Genomic DNA, 19,915 nt, shown 5'->3' with positions numbered 1-19,915 from the left:
TACCTTTGCCTTAAAACTTGGTTCAAACTTACTTCTTCTTCCCATTTCTGTTCCTTTCTTACTTAGTGCAAAGATAAACAATATTCTTTAACTTTAGCACCTGTACTAAAATTGGGGAGTATTATACCCTCAGTTCAGGAAGATAATCTGTATAGGGTTTGTCCGGATCAAGGACCTGAAATCCCCCATGCTGGGAGGATATCATAATCGGAGTCATGTAATTGTCTCCATATTGTCCCCTTAAAATTTTCTTGTAGTCAATCGGTGCAGGCAGTTCCATATCTTCAAAAGGTATCATTATCGTTTGTCTATACCAAGAAAGATCTTTAATTGAAGTCTTAAGCGTCTTCCTGCTGAAACACGGACTACTTATTCGTTTGCAATCTTCAGAATCATAATAGCGGAAGAGGTCATTATAAAGGGTAAACATGTGATTCCGCTTTTTCTTTGTCAGAAAAACCCGGGTGTTCAAAAGACTCAAATTCCTGGATAAATTCGAGAGACCGGGCGACATCTGCCGATAACAATATTTATCCAAACGTCTCCCAATATCATCAGCCGTTTCAAGTCTGCGCTTCCAATCACTGTCTTCTACATCTGGCATGTGGTCATAAACAAATATGTCTATAAATATACCCTGATGAAACTTTTGGTTGATGTCACAAGGCAATATGGCTGTCGTCCCATCATATCGGAGTTGGGCATGTCCCCGATAATAATTAATATCCGAATACGCCGATTGGAAAAAAAACGGATGTCTGAACTCAGTCTGACTGATTTTGACAAGTTGATCATAATCCTCTCGTATCATCAAGAAATCCATATCATCATCCCAGGGAATATAACCGTGATGGCGTATAAGCCCCAATAAGGTCCCGCCATCAGCCCAAACTCGGAGATGGTGCTTTTTGCAAACCTCCAGCAACTTCGCTGCCATGGTCATCTGGATATTCCACACCCTCTTCATCTTCGGGGAAATGATGTATCCACCTCTGTTCTCTTCTCTTAAATCCATAGTTTAAACGTCTTTATGTATTGCCTTTGTACAAGGAATCCGGGGTATCACATTCCATTGTCCATTTCTCCTCGAATCACATTTCCTCAACGACATTGACAATATATCACAAAGTCCGTGCATTATTCATTGTCACAATTAATGCTTTGATACAAGTCAATGTCAAACAGACTTAGTCTACTATAGTAAATAAGAAATTAACGGAAATCTGTTTTCTGAGAGCCTGTTTTATTTTATGAGCATAACCTAAACCCCACTTATTCTCTCCGATCTATCAACTTTCTGATACCTTCTCTTTGGTCACAGAACACCAAGACCTGCCTAATCAGAAATCCATCAACAACACGCAACCGAATCAATTCAGATACAAAACAATGCAGAATTAGCTCCCAAAATATGAAAAACTCCAGCAGCACTTTTCTTATGATCTGCATGAAGGGTTGCTTTAAAGGAACAAAAACAGAATGGCATACACTTAACCCTTCACAAAACAGAGTAAAGAACGTCTCCGGGCAAAAATCTTTTGTCTGCCACTATAGAAAGGAAAGGCAAGGGCAAATAATAGTATACCTTACCAAGGGCATTTCCCCCAAGACGAGAAGTGAGGAGGATTACAGCAGAATAAAAGAGTACCTTTTCCCGAAATTAGTCAGACATCTATCTCAACCGGCATACCCGGATGCCAATCTGGGTAGGATGATGACTCATATATGCAGCCAAGGTCATCGACTCCTCAACTACCTTATGATGGATGCTTGAGGCATTCAGAAGGTGCAAGGCACCATCTTCACCCCATGCAGCAATGCCGATGTGAGCAATATCTAGGCCTGACTTGTTTGTTACGAGAGCCAGAATATCACCATTTTTCACCGCCTTGCGGAGGAGCGCACTGTCGCTGAGCCGCTGTTTGGGGATATACCTGTAAACTTTCCCATTGATACCCGACTCCATACTTCGGATACCTTTCACCCAACTAGGATGGACACTGAGCATATGGTAACTGCGCCAATGAGTAGACATATACCCTACCTTGATCCTCTGAAGAGCAGAGAAAGGAGGAACAGGCCCCTGGATGTCTGTCACCAGACCTGACTTGACATTCTCGTTGATCCAAACTGTGAAATAATGCTTGCGGTTCAGGAAAGCGACTTTCCCGCCAATATAGCGTAATTGTGCCAACCGGGAACAGAAAGAGGAGAAGTCGTATCGATGCGACTGGGCACATAAAGCAAGTGCGGCAGCTTCTTCGACGAAAGTAGTACAGTCCACTTCCCGTACATTGACAACAAGTTTTTCCTGTGTATTGCGGTCGAGTGTTCCGCTGACATAAGGGATGCCAATGAATTTCCTGCCGAAATAGAGCATCCAGTCAGCAGGCTTTTTCTTCAATGCCGCAGCTTCCTGCAGCCATTTAGTGATCTTGGTCCGGTCAGCAGTCGTATAACTCGTGCCTTGGGCAAAGGCCGTAAAAGGCAAGATCAAGAACAGAATCACACCTAAGAGTTTCTTCATATCCTTATCCAAAATTAAATCCTACATAGACATTAAATGAACCGAAATAATTATTCACAGAGAACCGGTTCTTCTTATAATTATACGAATTGAAAATTGCGCTTGTACCGAAATACCAGCGCATGTTGTTCCACACCATTCCGAATCTACCTATCCCGTTCAGATTGAAATTATGGATACTGAAATCCCTGAACTTGAAGTAATCATGCTTCTCGTTACCTTCAGTATGATTATAGGCGACGGCAGCTGAAAGACTAACATTCAGCAGCCAGTTCTTCGCAAATACCCAGTTGTAGCCGTATCCACAACTCACATTCCAGTCTGTATAATGCACATTTCCTCGAGAAGTGCTGTCCTGGGTAAACACATTCTTGATTCCCAGATTAGTCTCGACCATCTCATTCATCTGCGCCCAATCCATGTCGATCTTATGGTTCAGATAACCTAATCCCAGCAGAAAACTGCCGACACTCTTCTTCTGTATCGTGCTTTGGCTGTAAGCCGCAGGATAAGAGAAATGGTGATGGTTAAAGATGTAATAGACGTTGATTGACCTGATACAGGAATTGAACCCACCAAAATCCTGATTGATCAGAGGACTTGTGTCAACATGATTTCCAATACTTAAGGAGCGAATCTTATAATTATTACCAGTTTTCTTCCAAAGCAGGTCGATACCAATCATGTTACTGTAGATGCTCAGGTCAAATTCTTTCCTGTTCTTGTCATTCTTGCTGGCACTGATATGCGCCAAGTCTATAGTATAACCCAGAAATATCCACTGCCAACCCACATACGGTCCCATCCGATAAGAATTTTCCGGTGCCAAGGTCACCCGTTTATCAGATGCAGTAGTCAAGGTATACCCTTCATAGGAATTAGTATTCTGGAGCATCACTGTGAAATTATAACGTTGAGGCTCGATATAGGAATGATCGTAATTATTGAAACTATGGACGATCTTGCCCAGTCCATGTGCAATCCGCTGGAAAAATCCTCTGCGTTCAGGTTTCTGTATGCTATCCCGCATTGCGAAAAGACTGTCTGTAGGAGTCTGAGAACCATCTGAATGAAACGCATGCTCAGATCTATCAGAAAGCACCGGCAAATCTTCTCTCTGCCTGCCGAAACAGGAAAGAGCGACGAGGGCTAACGCCAAAAACAAATATCTTCGTAAACGGAACAACGCGCAATAAATTAAAGATCAATTTTTCCAGAGAATACGATCCAAGACCCAGTTAGTAGGGGTTGCCGAGACACTCGTACAGGTACAGTTGCCTATCCCCTGAAGATCCTCGATGACAGACTTGATGATCGGCAACTGGACATAAGGCGGATTAGGAACGACAATACTCCTGCTGCCATCACTGGTAATGAGTTTGATAGGATCATAGTTGAACACCGAAAAAGACAGCGTGCCTTTTGTGCCGATAATCTCGATACGATCCTCCCTGGCACTCTCGTGCCCTACAAAGCACCAACTCCCACTCCCCGGAATGCCGCTCTCGAAATAAAAGCAGGCCGAGATGGTATCCTCAGCCTCATAGAGGCGGGCGACATTGGCAGGGTAGCCGTGGGCACGTGTGATTACACCGAAGAGATCTTGAAGCAGGTCAAACTGATGAGGCGCAAGGTCATAGAAATACCCGCCGCCTGAGATGTCAGGATTCAGCCTCCACGACAGTTTACCCTGGGACTGGTAATCCAAACCACGTGGAGGCACTGAGAAGCGCAGCAGCACGTTGACGGGTTTGCCGATCGCCTGATTTTCGATCAGAGACTTCACTTTCCTGAAATAAGGCAGATAGCGACGATAATAAGCCACGAAGCAAGGGACCCCCGTCTCCTGACTAATCCGATTGACACGGGTACAGTCAGCATAGCGGGATGCCAGAGGTTTCTCCACATAGCAAGGTTTCCCCGCCCGCATCGCCATAATAGCATAGGTGACATGGCTGGAAGGAGGCGTGGCAATATAGATGGCATTCACTGCAGGATCATCTATCAGTTCCTGCGCATCCGTATACCATTTCGGAATACGGTGACGCTCAGCATAGAAGCGCGCCTGTTCCTTAGAACGGCACATGACAGCTTCCACATGCGAGCCTTGGACATCATTAAAGGCAGGTCCGGACTTCTTCTCAGTCACCTCTCCACAACCAATAAATCCCCAGCTAATCTCTTTCATATCAGGTACATCTTAATAATGCAAAGATAATATTTTCAAGTCGAAAAGAAGCCCTTTTTACAAATTTTATTAACCCTCCTACTGTTTATCGCCTCATGAACAAGCCTATAAGGAAGTTATTCCGGTTTTTTTTCTTACCTTTGTGCTGAACCAACCATTCATTACAAGAAAATTTTATGAAAATAGAAAAGTCGGAATTCACGATCTCTGCACCCAGTGTAGAATTGTGTCCTAAAGACCATCAACCAGAATACGCCTTTATCGGGCGAAGTAACGTGGGAAAGTCCAGTCTCATCAACATGCTCTGCGCACACAAGGGACTGGCAAAGACTTCCTCCACTCCAGGAAAGACCTTACTGATCAACCACTTCATCATCAATGACAGTTGGTATCTCGTGGACCTCCCGGGATATGGGTTTGCCAAGCGTTCGAAGACGGAGAAGATGAAACTCGACCACATGATCACTGAGTATATCCTGAAGCGCGAACAACTCGTCAATGTGTTTGTCCTGATTGATATCAGGCACGAGCAACACGCCATTGACCGCCAGTTTGTCGACTGGCTCGGCGAGAACAGCATCCCCTTCTCCATCATCTTCACGAAGGCTGACAAAATCGGCAAGAACAAAGTTAGGGAGAATGTCAAAAAATGGATGGATGGCCTGAAAGATACCTGGGAAGAGACACCTCCCTACTTCATTACGAGCAGTCTGGACAAAACCGGACGCGATGAAATCCTAGACTATATCGAAAAGATCCAAAAGACTTTATAAGAGAGTCTCCTCCGGATAAAGAAACGGTATCATATCAAAACGGCTACACTTATCGGACACGAAAAAGCCCGGAACTCCTGCATGAAGTTCCGGGCTTTATTGTCCTCCTTAAAAGGAGGAGTTATAGCATATTAGAAGAACAAATATCTATTGTCTACAACATGAGCGTTCAGATACAGTTCCTGCATGAAGTTGCTGGCATACTGCATTTCCTTCTGGCGCAGTTTCTGTTCTTCAGTTTTCTCGTCAAATTTGACAGGAAGCATCGTCTTGTTCACGACCGCAAAGAGATAGACTCCAGCCTCACCCTTTACAGGATGATCGACGAACTTGCCCTTAGCGGTGGCATAGACCGCACCTGACAGAGCCGGTTCACTGGCACCTGTCGCAGAGACGAATACCGGTGCGGCAAAAGTAACCTGATTGACCGCACTGACCTTAGCACCTTTGGCTTTGGCAGCAGCGATACTGTTCACACCCTTCAGCTTGGCAATGATCATGGCAGCCTTCTTGTCTTTCATGACCTCAGCCTTGACAACAGCCATGACCTGAGGATCATCGAGGTCACGATAGCCGACACGATGAATCTTATTGAGGATCACAACCATCAGATGGTCATTGTCCCCACACTCATACAACGGAGAGACGTCACCCTCATGAGTACCACCATCGAAAATCCATTTCAAGGCATCACGGGTAGAGTGCACATTCCCCACATAATGGGTAGCTGTTGTCAGATCCTTGAAGGACTGCAACTTATAGCCATAATGGGCAGCATCCTTGGCAATAGCCCCTGCCGTCTGGTTCGCACTCACGAAAGCAGAGAATTTATTGTAAGCATTGCGATAAGTATCTTTCGAGAACTCAATAGGCTTTTTGATGACTGCCACCTGATAATTGTCCTTAAAGCCTTGACGGTCGGTCACCTGAACGATGATATTACCTTGAGTCAATGAGATATTGGCATAAGCATTCAACTGGCCCGACTGTAAGGCCGTCACCATCTTACGGTTGTCAGCAGAAGCACTCTGTGCCATACTCCCGATAAGTTGTTGGCTCGTCACCCACATCTTATTGCCTGTCTGACCGGATTTCTTAGCCAAAGCCTCGAAATCAGCACCTTTCTGGAGAGCCTTCATGATACTGTCAGCCTTCACACGAGATGCAGCAGGCGTACTTGCCATAACCTGAATGGAACGATATTGTACAGAGTCAGGCAATGATGCCTTGGACATCACTTTCAAAATATTCAACGTATTGTCCTGTCTGTTTTCCATCACCTTCGTGGTTGTACCTACGCTGATGGAATCCAAGTCAGCTGCAATATCGGCAGGATAGAAAGCCTTGGGAGCCGGAACGCCGAGATAAGGGATCGTCGACTCAGACTTTCTGACGACGTCAGTCGGATCTGCGGCAGAAGCAAGTTGTTTCTGGTAGCCGTTCATACTGTTCATGAGCGTTGAGCGGTCAGAACGCGAAGCAACGACATGATAGTCGACATAACTGATGTCCCTACTCTCTACAGGTTGCTTGAAACGCAATTTCAACTCATCATATTTCTTTTCGAGATCGCCTCTGGTGATCTTCACTTGACTGTCATTGATGTCAGCATAAGGGAAGGCGGCGAGTTGGATGGAACTCTCCTGATTTTCTTCCTTGAAAGCCATCTTGGCCTCTACCGGATTGGACAGGAAACAGTGGGCGAACAGACTCTGGTATTTCTGGGCCAGGACCTGTTGACGAAGCGTTTTCTCAATGAATGTCCAATACTTGTAAATCTTATCATACTGTTCCTGCTCTTGAGGGTTAGCAGAAGGAGAATTCTGGTTGGCCTTGTATTCAGCCAAGAATTTCTGCAGTGCGGTAGCGTCGAAGCGTCCCGTCTGCTGGTTCACGAACGGTGTCTGGAGGAGCATGGGGTTAGTGCCTTCGTTGAGGATGTTCTGCATCTCTCCATCAGTAACCCGAAGACCGAGTTTCTTGGCTTCTTTCTCCACGATATGCGACTGCACATAAGTATTCCAGACCATATCCTTGACCTGATTCATCTGGTCGTCAGGGATGTTGTCCGTTCCCTGTTGCATCTTAATGACGTCCGAATAATCATCCACAAGTTTCTGAAAGTCATTGACGCTGATTTTCTCGCCCAATACCTCACCCACTTGTTGCCGACGATCATTTGAGGTCGTTTCGCAAGAGCGGAATAGTTCCTCGGCAATAAAAGCGAAGAGGCCAAATCCGATGATAATAATCAGAATGGTACCTCGAGATCTAATTTTTCCTAATGCTGCCATTATTATTCAATTCTATATATTTATTATTATTTTTTTCAGAGTGACCACAAAAATACGAATAAATTATCAAACACGTGAATAAATCCCAATAAAATTAAATTTCGAGGGCAAATTCACGTCTCTCACCTGTCTTGCAGGGAGATCTGTCAGCCTGATACACGTGACAAAGGGACTTATGTCAACACTCCACAGTCAACTTGACCAGTTCGATCTTCTTCATTGTGTTCTTGATGATTTTAAACTTATATTTCCCGAATTCGATGACCTCGTTGAGTTTCGGAAAACTCTTGTATTCGTACAGGATGAGTCCGCCGATAGTCATATAGTCCTCATTCTCCGGCAAGTGCAGTCCGAATTTCTCATTGACCTTGTCGATCTCCATCCTCGCCGAGAGGATGTACGTATTCTTGTCTATCCGTTTAGCGATAAGGTGGTTACTGTCATGCTCGTCCTCAATATCCCCAAAGATCTCCTCTACAACGTCCTCGAGACTGACGATGCCACTTGTGCCACCAAACTCGTCTACGACAACACCGAGAGATTTCTTCTGCTGGAGGAACAGTTGCATGAGTTTCTGAGCCGCCATCGTCTCCGGCACGAAAGGCATTGTGCGGATACGTTTTCGCCAGGTCGAGGAATCTCGGAACATCTCAGAGCTGTGAATGTAACCGATAACATGATCTATATCATTATGGTATACGATGATCTTGCTGTTCCCGCTCTCAATGAACATCTGCATCAATTCGTCCTCTGTACAGTTCTCATCCACGGCATTGATCTCCGTCCTGGGGATCATACAGTCACGCACCTTCGTATCCGGGAAATCCAGGACATTGTGGAAGATCTTCACGTCATCCTCCACAGACCCGTCATTCTTCGCACTGTCAATACTGGAACTCACGAGATAGTCGAGGTCAACCTTGGAAAAACCGTCATCATCACCATCTTTATCCAACTTTACCCCGATCAACCTCAGCAGTAACTTGGACAGGAAAGTGGCAAAATGAGAGATCGGCCACAGGAGTATATAGAAGAAATAGGCAACTGGGGCGAAGAACGCCAAAAGATGATTTGAATTGCTTTTAAAAAGGACTTTCGGAAGAAACTCGCCCGTAAACAAGATGACAAGTGTCGAGAGGACGGTATCCCCGATGACCCTCGACGCTGGTCCGAAATCCCGAAACAAAGTGGCATCAAAGAGTTTGGCAAAGAACATCCCATAGATAATCATGGAGATATTGTTGCCCACCACCATCGTCGAAACAAAACCATTGGGATGGTTATAAAAAACGGAAAGCAGTTTCTGGACAAGTCCATTTTTATCCTTGTCCATTTCCGCAAGCATCCGGTTACTGGTCACGAAAGCAATCTCCATTCCATTCAGGAAGGCACAGAGCACGATCGTCAATATAATCCCTGCCACAAGCGGTAAGTTCATGAATACTCCTTTCTCATTAAACGTCAAATTCAGGTATCACAGTCCTACTCCTCAGTGAGTCAAAGGTATTGTCGTATTTTTCGGTCTCGGAACAGCCTGCGGCCTCAATCTTGATTTCATTGTGTCCGGTGCTGTCCGCATGGTATCATTGCCACTTGACATCATATTCCCCTTCACGAAAGAGCCTTTCGTATTGGATACGAAATACTTGGTCATCTGCTCGTCACTTCTGAAATAAGCGCCCACCAACGTACGGTCAGGGGTAACCAGACGAGAGAATTTATTCGAATAGATCTCGTGCTGATTCTCGTCCCAGAAGAGTTCCTCACTCGAGAAGCGCAACCCGTCTTTAGTCAGGATCCGCACCCTTCCATGCAACTCCCACAGTCGGTTACGGTCATAGTAATAAGCCGTGTCAGCCTGCAGATAACTGTAGATATGAAAATGCTCGTCGAAAGCTTCCAGGAAAACCCCCTTGTTGAAAATCCAACGAGAAGGGTTGAGATTCTGGTTGACCTCCCAGCGCTCTGTGACAATACGGTATTTGATGACGCCCGAATCAGAAATCAGGGCGTTCACCCCATAGGATGTCATCACCGGCACTGAATCACGGTCACGAATCGCCGGCGCAGTATGCTCTACTTCCTGCTGACATGCTGCCAGGAAAGCCATCAACATCACACAGACAATGACGAGACCCGATTTTCTCATTATTCCACCTTGAACTTCTGGAACCAGCGCTCATTGAACGTAATTCCGATATTGATTCTGAATGTGTTTTCCGTGATCAGACCTGTAGCCATGCGGTGCACCCACTGTGCACTCACGTTCAGGAAAGAACGGTTATTAATACTGTTGATAATAGGAATGCCAAAACCGAGCGATGCGGAATACTCCTTAGGGCCATCTGCTCCGTTGATAGTAGTATAAGGTGTAGCGTAAGAGACACCTGCTCTATATCTCATGCGGCGGAAAAAGCGCCGGTCACGCTCACTGTAGCAATACTCACCGCCCAGTGTCATTTTCTGACGGTCTTTCAACACCCCGCTTTGCATGACATAACTGGTGGAAGACTGGCTCTCGTTCAGCATTGGAAAATTGAGTTTGCCCCATTTCTGCAAGGTATAATCCAATCCTATCTTCCACTGGTTATTGTGATTCCACATCAGACCTGCACCATACATGTCCGGAATATCCAGATGAAGGGATTTGCCCCCGAGCGTGTCGGCATCAGAAACTCCCGTTTGGGAATTCGTCGAGGTGACGATGACATTCGGACGTCCATCGATATTGTGCCCCGGACTGTAAGTCAAGCCGACAGTCAAGGCGTCCTTCTTCGTCAGTTGATGTGAATACTGGAGACCGAAATCCAGTTTATAACTTTTTACGTCAGCCGAATAATTTCGGGTCAACGTATTGACATAAGCATCTGAATAAGCATTGGAGATACCACGGCTGTAGTCTCCCCACAGGTAAGAACCGTTGACACCAAAGGCAAAGCCTTTGAAAGGCTCCCAGCCGAAACCCAGGTACACCTGATGAATGCCACCGCTTCCGTTATAAGTATTGGTATAAGTCGTATTCGACGCCTCTCCAGTATTGCCGGTGAGCGTATAGTCATAGCCTACATTCGTGAAAGGCACCAATCCGAAACTGACACCGACGTGTCTGAAAGCCCTGAACCCTGCTACCACATATTCCAAGTCAGCGTTCTTGGCATTCAGAGATTTGCCAGCTTCCTTGAAACGGGTCAACTGGCCAGAAAGTCCCATATCAAAAATAAACGATAAAGAATCGATTGCAGAATAAGAAGCCGGGTTGAGGTAATTGACCTGATTATGCTCCCTAAAACCTAACGCAACGCCATTCATGCCCCTGTTAAAACCGGTAGTCTGCTCGGACATTTCTCCAAGTCCATACGCACTATAAGGAGAATTTGTGCCGCTTTGAGCCCATACAGACGGCGATATTGCAGTCAAAAGGATGACTGCCAGAATCAATTTCTTCATTCGTTTTTTTTTAGAGTTAGGAATTTACTCGTCACGAACCTTTGTAATTCTACGTCTTGTTTGCAAAATTATTGTAAACGTATTTGTTTGCAAAAGTATTGAAAATTTTTGAGATAAAAGAACGATAAGTCAGAAATTAAAGTTATTTTTGCATCGTGAAACGTTTCAAATCCATTTTCTGTGGCGTGCTGTGCTTACTGTTAATGAATTTAACAGCCTCAGCAACCACAGGCGAGAAAACCGCACCTGCAGAGGATATTCTCAGGCACATGGAGCAAGTCGATATCAGTTTACTGACCTGCGGCCCGGGGCAAGAGATCTGGAGTCTTTACGGTCACACAGCCATTCGCGTCAATGACCGTGCTACCGGTACGGACTACTCGGCCAACTACGGCATGTTCTCGTTCAGCCAAAAGTATTTCGTACTGCGCTTTGTGTTCGGACTGACTGATTATCAGATGGGCGTGATGAGCACGGCAGATTTTCTGGCGGAATACCAGGAAGAAGGGCGTTGGGTGAAAGAACAGCAGCTCCGTCTCTCTCCTGGAGAGAAATGGCAGATTATCCAAGCGCTTTCAAAGAACTACCTCCCCGAAAATAGGACGTACAGGTACAATTATTTCTATGACAACTGTACGACAAGGGCTAGGGACATCCTTCTAAAACCTTTGGGTGCAGCGAGCAAACTGAGCAATCCGGGGGAAACAAAAATCTATCCGTCATACAGACAACTGATTCACAAGTGTACCCAAAACAACAGATGGGATCAGTTCGGCGAAGACCTTCTTCTGGGCATCAAGGCTGACCGCCCACTTCATTATAAGGAACAGGAATTCCTGCCAGAACGCCTCAGTGACGATTTTGGACAAACTTTCCGTGTGGTCAACGGCAGGAAGCAACCTTTCGTCAGCAAGACAACTTATCTGGTCAGTCCTTCGGCAGTCCTCGTTCCGGGAAATCAGTTTACACCCAGGATGGCAGTTGTCGCCTTCGTCATTGTCCTTCTGGGACTGAGTCTGTTGGAGTATTTCAAGAAAAAGAACTATTGGGGCATCGACTTGGCTCTTGCGCTCCTCACAGGAATACCGGGAATCATCATCTTCCTGATGATCTTCTCACAGCATCCGACGGTCAGCCTGAACTTTCAGATCCTTATCCTCAATCCCCTCACCCTATTCTTCGTCTGGCCGCTTATCAAGAATGAGAGGAAAGGCATCATACACCCTGTATGGAAGTTGTGGATGACCTTTCTGATTTTCGGGATCATCGGAGGCGTCTTCCAAACTTATGCGGAAGGAATGACGTTGCTGGCATGGATTTTGCTATTAAGATGCATATTCAAAATGACGTTACTTCGTGAGAAACGAAAAAATCAAAACAAGGAATCTCTGAATGAACGCTGAATCAAAAAGAAAACACAAGGACTACGCCGTCAATCACTGCATTGTCACAATGCTGGTCTTGTTGGCCTCTACAGGTGTGGAGACCCAGGCTTACCATTCTGCTTTGCAACTGGTTCTGGAGGGCATTTCCAACAGTGGTGTCAATCAGACACAGGAGACGAAGGCCTTTGAAAACGATATTCTGTCAATCATCCGGATCATCAAGACCCAGAGTGACCAGACATCACCAATACAACATCTGGAAAAAGATGCTTTTTTCAATTACCAACCTCGAATCCTCTCTTATATAGAAGTCGGGAAATATGCTTATAAACAAGAGCCGGCACTCAAAAGTGCCAACCAGACCTTCAAGGATTCCATCGTCATCCGAGGACCTAACGACAGAGTGACAGTATAGGACAACCCTCAAAAATCATGTCATATCAATCAAGGCGTGCCAATCCGACACGCATCATTCAAGAAACAATCAATTAAAAAATGAATTTAAATAAATTTCTCAAATCCCTTTTCGGTGACAAATCTGCACGCGACATGAAATTGATTAAGCCGTATGTGGACAAAATCAAAGCAGCTTACCCTGACATCAAGAAACTCACCAACGACGAGTTGCGTGCTAAGACGAACGAAATCAAGAAATATGTTCAGGATGCAGCCAAACCCGAACTGGATAAGATTGCAGAACTCAAGGCAAAAATCGAAGACACGCCGATCGACGAACGTGAAACGATCTTCGACCAGATAGACAAACTCACCAAAGAAGCTGACGACAAGTATGAGGTGGCCCTGAACGAGGTCATGCCGATTGCATTCAGTATCATGAAGGATACGGCACGTCGCTTCGCCGAGAACGAAGAGACGGTAGTCACGGCAACTGATTTTGACCGCACCCTTGCCTCCGACCCTCAGAAAGATTTCATCACGATCAAGGGTGACAAGGCTATCTACCATAATGAATGGACAGCAGGTGGGAACAAGATCAAATGGAATATGGTCCACTATGATGTTCAACTTTTCGGAGGTGTCGTACTCCATCAAGGAAAGATTGCAGAGATGGCAACCGGTGAAGGTAAGACGCTTGTCGCTACTCTGCCTGTATTCCTGAATGCGCTCACCGGCAAAGGTGTCCACATGGTGACCGTCAATGACTATCTGGCAAAACGTGACTGTCAGTGGATGGGCCCTCTGTATGAATTCAACGGTTTGAGTGTCGACTGTATCGACCTGCACCAACCTAATTCCCCCCAGCGCCGCAAAGCTTACCAGGCTGACGTGACGTTCGGTACCAACAATGAGTTCGGTTTCGATTATTTGCGTGACAATATGGCCATCAGCCCGGACGATCTCGTGCAGCGCAAACACAACTATGCCATTGTCGATGAGGTCGACTCCGTGCTCATCGATGATGCCCGGACCCCTCTGATCATTTCAGGTCCTATCCCCAAAGGGGACGACCAGATGTACGAAGAGTACCAGCCGCTGGTAGAGCGCCTCTATGAGGTACAACGCAGACAGGCTACTGAACTGTTGGCTGAAGCCAGACAGAAAATCACGAAGGGCAAACAGAGCAATGACCAGAAATTACTGGACGAAGGTTTCCTCGCTCTTTACAGGTCTTACAAAGCTCTGCCTAAATACAAACCACTGATCAAATACCTCTCTGAAGAAGGTATCAAGGCTGGAATGCTCAAGACGGAAGAGTACTATATGGCAAACAACAATAGGGAAATGCCAAAGGCCATCGAACCGCTCTATTTCGTCGTAGACGAGAAACTGAATTCCGCCGACACGACGGACAGAGGTGACGCCTGGCTCTCCCGGCAGACCAATGATCCCAAACTATTCGTGCTCCCTGACATTGCCAGTGAACTGTCAAACTTGGAGAAAGAGAAAGAAGACGGAAAATATACTGATGAGCAGTACGTTGACATGAAAGACGATCTGCTAACACACTATAGTGTCCAGAGCGAACGCGTACACACCCTGCAGCAACTCCTCAAAGGTTACACGATGTTCAACAAGGACGATGAATATGTCGTCATGGACGGACAAGTGAAGATCGTCGACGAGCAGACCGGCCGTATCATGGAAGGCCGCCGTTGGAGCGATGGCCTGCACCAGGCTATCGAGGCTAAGGAACATGTCAAGGTAGAGGCTGCCACACAGACCTATGCGACCATTACGCTGCAGAACTATTTCAGAATGTACCACAAACTCGCAGGTATGACTGGTACGGCCAGCACGGAAGCCGGTGAATTCTGGGACATCTACAAACTGGATGTCGTGGAGATCCCGACAAACAAACCTATCATTCGTAAAGACCTCGAAGACCGTATCTATAAGACTGCCCGCGAGAAATACAAGGCTGTCATCGACGAGATCGTCAAGATGAGGGAGAGTGGCCGTCCTTGTTTGGTAGGTACAACTTCTGTAGAGATATCCGAGTTGTTGAGCAAGATGCTCAAGATGCGTGATATTCCTCACAATGTGTTGAACGCCAAACTCCATCAGAAAGAGGCTATGATCGTTGCTTCGGCCGGCCGCAGTGAGAACGGGCTGGGCGTCATTACGATCGCTACCAATATGGCAGGTCGTGGTACTGATATCAAACTGACCCCTGAGGTCAGAGCTGCCGGTGGTCTTGCCATCATCGGTACGGAACGTCACGAGAGCCGCCGTGTAGACCGCCAGTTGCGTGGTCGTGCAGGTCGTCAGGGTGATCCGGGATCGTCTGTGTTCTACGTGAGCCTTGAAGACAAACTGATGCGTCTGTTCGGATCTGAACGTATTGCGAAAGTTATGGACAGACTGGGATTCTCTGAAGGCGAACGTATCGAGAGTCCGATGATTTCGAGAAGCATCGAACGTGCCCAAAAGAAGGTTGAAGAGAACAACTTCGGTATCCGTAAGCACTTGCTGGAATATGACGATGTCATGAACAAGCAACGTACCGTGATCTATGAGAAACGCCGTCATGCTCTGATGGGCGAACGGATCGGAATGGATATTACCAATATCATTTGGGACCGGGTCGTGAACATCGTCAACAACAATGACTTCGAAGGTGCTTCGGAAGAGTTCCTCAAAGTCCTGGCAATGGAAATTCCATTCGATGCCGACGAATTCGAGAACGGCAACAAGAACGATCTGGCAGAACGTGCCTTTCAGTCAGCCATGGCAGACTTCAAGCGGAAGACAGACCGTATCCAGTCTGTAGCTTTGCCGATCATCAAAGATGTCTATGAAAAACAGGGACAGATTTACCAGCGGATCATGGTACCAATCACGGACGGCAAACGTGTCTACAATATTCCATGTGATCTGAAAGAGGCCTACGACACAGAAGCAAAATCTGTAGTCAAACAGTTTGAAAAGGTTATTATGCTCCATATCGTTGACGATGAATGGAAAGAGAATCTCCGCCAACTTGATGATCTGCGCCATTCTGTCCAGAACGCAAGTTATGAACAGAAAGACCCGTTACTGGTGTTCAAGCTCGAGAGTGTCAAAGTATGGGACTCCATGATCGATGAAATGAACAATCGTATCGCAGAGATCCTCATGCGTGGGCAGATTCCGGAAATGCAGCAACAGGTACAAGAGGCAGCACCAGAGCAGCACTCCAGACGTTACATTGAACAGAAGAATGACCTCGGTGATGAAACAGGACGTTCCGGGCGTGCAGCTCAACAAGCTGCAATGCGCCAGGATACCCGAAATGAAGGTGCACCGATGCGTAACCACACCCCCTATAAGGCTGAAAAGATGCCACGTCCGAATGATCCTTGTCCATGTGGAAGCGGAAAGAAATTCAAGTACTGCCACGGGAAAAACTTATTTTAAAAACAAACAGAGATTATGAAGATAGAACTCCATCATCTCATCAAGAAGTTCGGGGAAAAGACAGCAGTCAATATCCCCGAACTTCTGTTGTCTTCAGGAGAAATTATCGGTCTTGTCGGAAACAATGGTGCCGGAAAGACAACGCTGTTCCGATTAATGCTTGACCTTTTAAAAAGTGATGAGGGGTATGTTCATCTCATTTATCAGATTGAAGATGAGAACCAAAGTATTGATCCAGCCAAATCGGAAGAATGGAAGCCTTTCACCGGTGCCTATATTGATGAAGGATTTCTCATAGACTTTCTCACCCCTGAAGAATACTTTGAATTCGTAGCTAAAGTCAATAATATCCCTAAAGAACAACTCTACGAGCAACTCGCTTCTTTCCACGACTTCATGGGAGATGAAATCATGGGACAGAAAAAACTCATAAGGGATTTCTCTGCCGGTAACAAACAAAAGATCGGTATTGTCGGTGCCATGATCAACCGGCCTCAACTCCTCGTTCTCGATGAACCGTTCAATTTCCTGGATCCATCAAGCCAAAACTATCTAAAACGGCTACTGACGAATTATTTACAGGAGACGAAGGCAACCATTATCGTATCCAGCCATAATCTTCAACATACTGTTGAAATCAGTAACCGAATCATTCTTATGGAGAAAGGATATGTGCTCAAGGACCTTACCAATGAAAATGGTTCCGCAAATCAAGAACTCGATGATTATTTTGAAATATAAACTTTCTGATTGCATACACACATCATTTCAGGCATTATCTTCACTGCTACAAGAGAGTAGAAGGGCCAAACATACTGTTTTCCCCTCATTATTTGTAGGTATTTTCAGATATTACAGACGCAATTCTGTCCTAGTCCTATAAAGTATGTTTATATTTGCAACCAAATATAGGTAAAACGGTAAAAGATGAAATTATCAGAACTCAAAACCGGAGAAAAAGCAGTAATCGTAAAAGTATCCGGTCATGGCGGTTTTCGCAAAAGGATCATAGAAATGGGATTTATCAAGGGCAAGACAGTAGAAGCCCTTCTTAATGCACCACTGAGGGATCCGGTAAAATACAGGGTAATGGGATACGAGGTATCTCTCAGACATTGCGAAGCTGCCTTGATAGAGGTAATCTCTCTGGAAGAGGCAAGAATTATCGAAAAGGAGAAACAAAAACAGGCCTCAGCCGGAAAACAAACACTTCGTACAGTGGCAGACGCCACTGACCCTGATGACCGTCCTTTCATCAATAAGGAATGGGAAGAGGCGGCAGACGAAAGACACCGTGTCATCAACGTAGCACTGGTAGGAAACCCCAACTGTGGAAAAACTTCTCTTTTCAATTTTGCTTCCGGAGCTCATGAGCGTGTAGGCAACTACGCAGGAGTGACGGTAGATGCAAAAGAAGGCTACGCTAAATTTGAGGGCTATGAATTCAATCTGGTCGACTTACCCGGAACTTATTCATTATCAGCCTACTCGCCCGAAGAGATCTACGTACGTAAGCAACTTATTGAGAAGACACCCGATGTGGTCATCAATGTTGTTGATTCGTTCAACCTTGAGCGTAATCTCTATCTCACCACTGAATTGATTGACATGCACATCAGCATGGTCGTAGCCTTGAATTTCTATGACGAAGCCAATCAGCGTGGTGACATCTTCGACCGGGACAAATTAAGTGAACTGTTGGGTGTACCCATGGTACCGACCGTTTTCAAAAGCGGAAAGGGTGTCAAAGAACTCTTCCACGAAATCATTCAAGTCTATGAGTCGGAAGAAGGCAGTGACCCGCATTACCGCCACATCCATATCAATCACGGACACGAGATCGAGAACGGGATCAAAGAGATTCAGGAACACCTGAAGAAAGAAACGGATATCCGCCAGAGTTATTCCACTAGATACCTCGCTATCAAACTCCTACAGATGGACAAGGACGTGGAGAGCATTGTCTCCAAACTGCCGGATGCAAAAGAGATCTTTGCCCATAGAGATACAGCCGCAGCCAGAGTCAAGGAAGAAACAGAGGAAGACAGTGAAACAGCAATCATGGATGCCAAATACGGATTCATTCATGGCGCCTTGGAGGAAGCCGGTTACCATACCGGCAAGAAGAAAAACAGCTACCAGCTCACTCATCAGATAGATAAGATCCTTACCAATAAATGGATAGGATTCCCTATCTTCTTTTTAATTCTCTTTGTGATATTCACAGCCACATTTGTACTTGGATCATATCCGCAGGAATGGCTGCAAGAGGGCATCAACGGGTTGGGGAATATAATCAGCGCGACGATGCCGGACGGTCCGATAAAAGCCATGATAGTAGACGGTATCATCGGAGGTGTGGGAGCTGTAATCGTCTTCGTGCCACAGATTCTCATCCTCTATTTCTTTATCTCCTTCATGGAAGACTCAGGATATATGGCCCGGGCAGCTTTCATCATGGATAAGTTGATGCACAAGATGGGACTTCACGGTAAATCCTTCATCCCTCTGATTATGGGATTCGGGTGTAATGTACCGGCTGTCATGGCTACGCGGACAATAGAGAGCAAACGTTCACGTCTGATCACGATGCTGATCATTCCGATGATGAGTTGTACGGCACGTATACCTATCTATGTCATGATCTGCGGAATCTTCTTCCCTCTGAAATACCGAGGGCTCATCCTCACCTCTTTCTATCTCGTTGGCATCATCATGGCCATTCTGATGAGTCTGTTGTTCGGTAAACTTTTCTTTAAAGGAGAAGATACGCCATTTGTAATGGAACTCCCCCCCTACCGTTTCCCTACATGGAAAGCGATGGGCCGTCACACTTGGGAAAAAGGGAAACAGTACTTGAAAAAGATGGGTGGTGTCATCCTGGTCGGAAGTATCATCATCTGGGCCTTAGGCTATTTCCCCCATCCGGAGAACCTTACAGCTCAGCAACAACAAGAACAGAGTTTCCTTGGCAAGATCGGACACACTGTTGAACCAGTTTTCCGTCCTCAGGGGTTCAACTGGAAACTAGATGTCGGTCTTATTGCGGGAATAGCAGCCAAAGAGATCGTCGCATCCAGCCTTGGAGTACTCTATGCAAATCAGGGGAACGCTACAGAAGGCCCCCGCGGATCAGAAATGATCCATCAACAAATGGTCAAAGATATAGCCCAATCAGATGGAATAAGCATCTCGCAGGCGAATCGCATAGCAGGTCTTACAGCCTACTGTTACCTCCTGTTCGTACTGTTGTATGTCCCCTGCATCGCGACTATTGCAGCCATAAAAGGAGAAACGGGGAGTTGGAAATGGGCAGGATTTACAGCCGGATACACGTGCGTGTTAGCATGGATCGTCAGTGCTATAGTTTTCCAGATAGGTCTGTTTGTGATATAGCTACAGAAAACAGGACTGAGCATTTTACTTAAAACCGTAAAGAATAT

At 45.9% G+C, this 19,915-nt stretch carries 14 protein-coding genes; 6 read left to right on the top strand and 8 right to left on the bottom strand.

What is annotated here, in order from left to right:
* Positions 1-121 precede the first annotated feature (121 nt).
* The 4 genes from NG821_RS08260 to NG821_RS08245 form a co-directional block, all read right to left on the bottom strand.
* Positions 122-1,015 (bottom strand): LicD family protein, encoded by an 894-nt coding sequence (locus NG821_RS08260; RefSeq protein WP_252761184.1) that lies wholly within the window; start codon positions 1,013-1,015, stop codon positions 122-124.
* A 657-nt stretch (positions 1,016-1,672) separates the two neighbouring features.
* Positions 1,673-2,527, bottom strand: a complete 855-nt coding sequence (locus tag NG821_RS08255) for an N-acetylmuramoyl-L-alanine amidase-like domain-containing protein (RefSeq protein WP_252761183.1) — start codon at positions 2,525-2,527, stop codon at positions 1,673-1,675.
* A 4-nt stretch (positions 2,528-2,531) separates the two neighbouring features.
* Positions 2,532-3,686, bottom strand: a complete 1,155-nt coding sequence (locus NG821_RS08250) for a DUF4421 domain-containing protein (protein WP_252761182.1) — start codon at positions 3,684-3,686, stop codon at positions 2,532-2,534.
* Positions 3,687-3,731: 45 nt separating this feature from the next.
* On the bottom strand, positions 3,732-4,715 hold the full coding sequence (locus tag NG821_RS08245) for a Gfo/Idh/MocA family protein (protein ID WP_252761181.1): 984 nt from the start codon (positions 4,713-4,715) through the stop codon (positions 3,732-3,734).
* Positions 4,716-4,891: 176 nt separating this feature from the next.
* Here NG821_RS08245 and yihA point away from each other — a divergent pair, with 176 nt between their 5' ends.
* Positions 4,892-5,488, top strand: a complete 597-nt coding sequence (gene yihA / locus NG821_RS08240; protein ID WP_252761180.1) for a ribosome biogenesis GTP-binding protein YihA/YsxC — start codon at positions 4,892-4,894, stop codon at positions 5,486-5,488.
* A 131-nt stretch (positions 5,489-5,619) separates the two neighbouring features.
* On the opposite strand, the gene NG821_RS08235 is transcribed toward yihA, so the two are convergent.
* The 4 genes from NG821_RS08235 to NG821_RS08220 all read right to left on the bottom strand — a co-directional run bounded on the left by NG821_RS08235 (position 5,620) and on the right by NG821_RS08220 (position 11,229).
* Complete coding sequence (locus NG821_RS08235) at positions 5,620-7,782, bottom strand: peptidylprolyl isomerase (protein WP_252761179.1); 2,163 nt, start codon at positions 7,780-7,782, stop codon at positions 5,620-5,622.
* A gap of 178 nt (positions 7,783-7,960) precedes the next feature.
* Positions 7,961-9,220 (bottom strand): hemolysin family protein, encoded by a 1,260-nt coding sequence (locus NG821_RS08230; protein WP_252761178.1) that lies wholly within the window; start codon positions 9,218-9,220, stop codon positions 7,961-7,963.
* A 51-nt stretch (positions 9,221-9,271) separates the two neighbouring features.
* Entirely contained in the window at positions 9,272-9,892 is a 621-nt protein-coding gene (locus tag NG821_RS08225) for an LPS export ABC transporter periplasmic protein LptC (RefSeq protein ID WP_394802073.1), read from the bottom strand.
* 38 nt (positions 9,893-9,930) lie between these two features.
* On the bottom strand, positions 9,931-11,229 hold the full coding sequence (locus NG821_RS08220; protein WP_252761176.1) for a hypothetical protein: 1,299 nt from the start codon (positions 11,227-11,229) through the stop codon (positions 9,931-9,933).
* A gap of 203 nt (positions 11,230-11,432) precedes the next feature.
* Here NG821_RS08220 and NG821_RS08215 point away from each other — a divergent pair, with 203 nt between their 5' ends.
* From NG821_RS08215 to feoB, 5 genes are all read left to right on the top strand, one after another.
* The gene (locus NG821_RS08215; RefSeq protein ID WP_252761175.1) at positions 11,433-12,632 is read left to right on the top strand and encodes an Lnb N-terminal periplasmic domain-containing protein; all 1,200 of its coding nucleotides are present in this window, start codon (positions 11,433-11,435) and stop codon (positions 12,630-12,632) included.
* Complete coding sequence (locus NG821_RS08210; RefSeq protein ID WP_252761174.1) at positions 12,622-13,029, top strand: hypothetical protein; 408 nt, start codon at positions 12,622-12,624, stop codon at positions 13,027-13,029. The genes NG821_RS08215 and NG821_RS08210 overlap by 11 nt, the downstream gene beginning before the upstream one ends.
* A gap of 80 nt (positions 13,030-13,109) precedes the next feature.
* Positions 13,110-16,472 carry a preprotein translocase subunit SecA gene (gene secA / locus NG821_RS08205; protein WP_252761173.1) on the top strand — a complete coding sequence of 1,121 codons (3,363 nt, stop codon included), beginning with the start codon at positions 13,110-13,112 and terminating at the stop codon, positions 16,470-16,472.
* A gap of 15 nt (positions 16,473-16,487) precedes the next feature.
* Positions 16,488-17,213, top strand: a complete 726-nt coding sequence (locus NG821_RS08200) for an ATP-binding cassette domain-containing protein (protein WP_252761172.1) — start codon at positions 16,488-16,490, stop codon at positions 17,211-17,213.
* 186 nt (positions 17,214-17,399) lie between these two features.
* Positions 17,400-19,868 (top strand): ferrous iron transport protein B, encoded by a 2,469-nt coding sequence (gene feoB, locus NG821_RS08195; protein WP_252761171.1) that lies wholly within the window; start codon positions 17,400-17,402, stop codon positions 19,866-19,868.
* Positions 19,869-19,915: the final 47 nt, after the last annotated feature.

The organism is Segatella cerevisiae (assembly GCF_024054555.1).
Taxonomy (GTDB): domain Bacteria; phylum Bacteroidota; class Bacteroidia; order Bacteroidales; family Bacteroidaceae; genus Prevotella; species Prevotella cerevisiae.
Note: the sequence above shows the minus strand (reverse complement) of the source record. Positions and strands in the feature narration are given on the sequence as shown.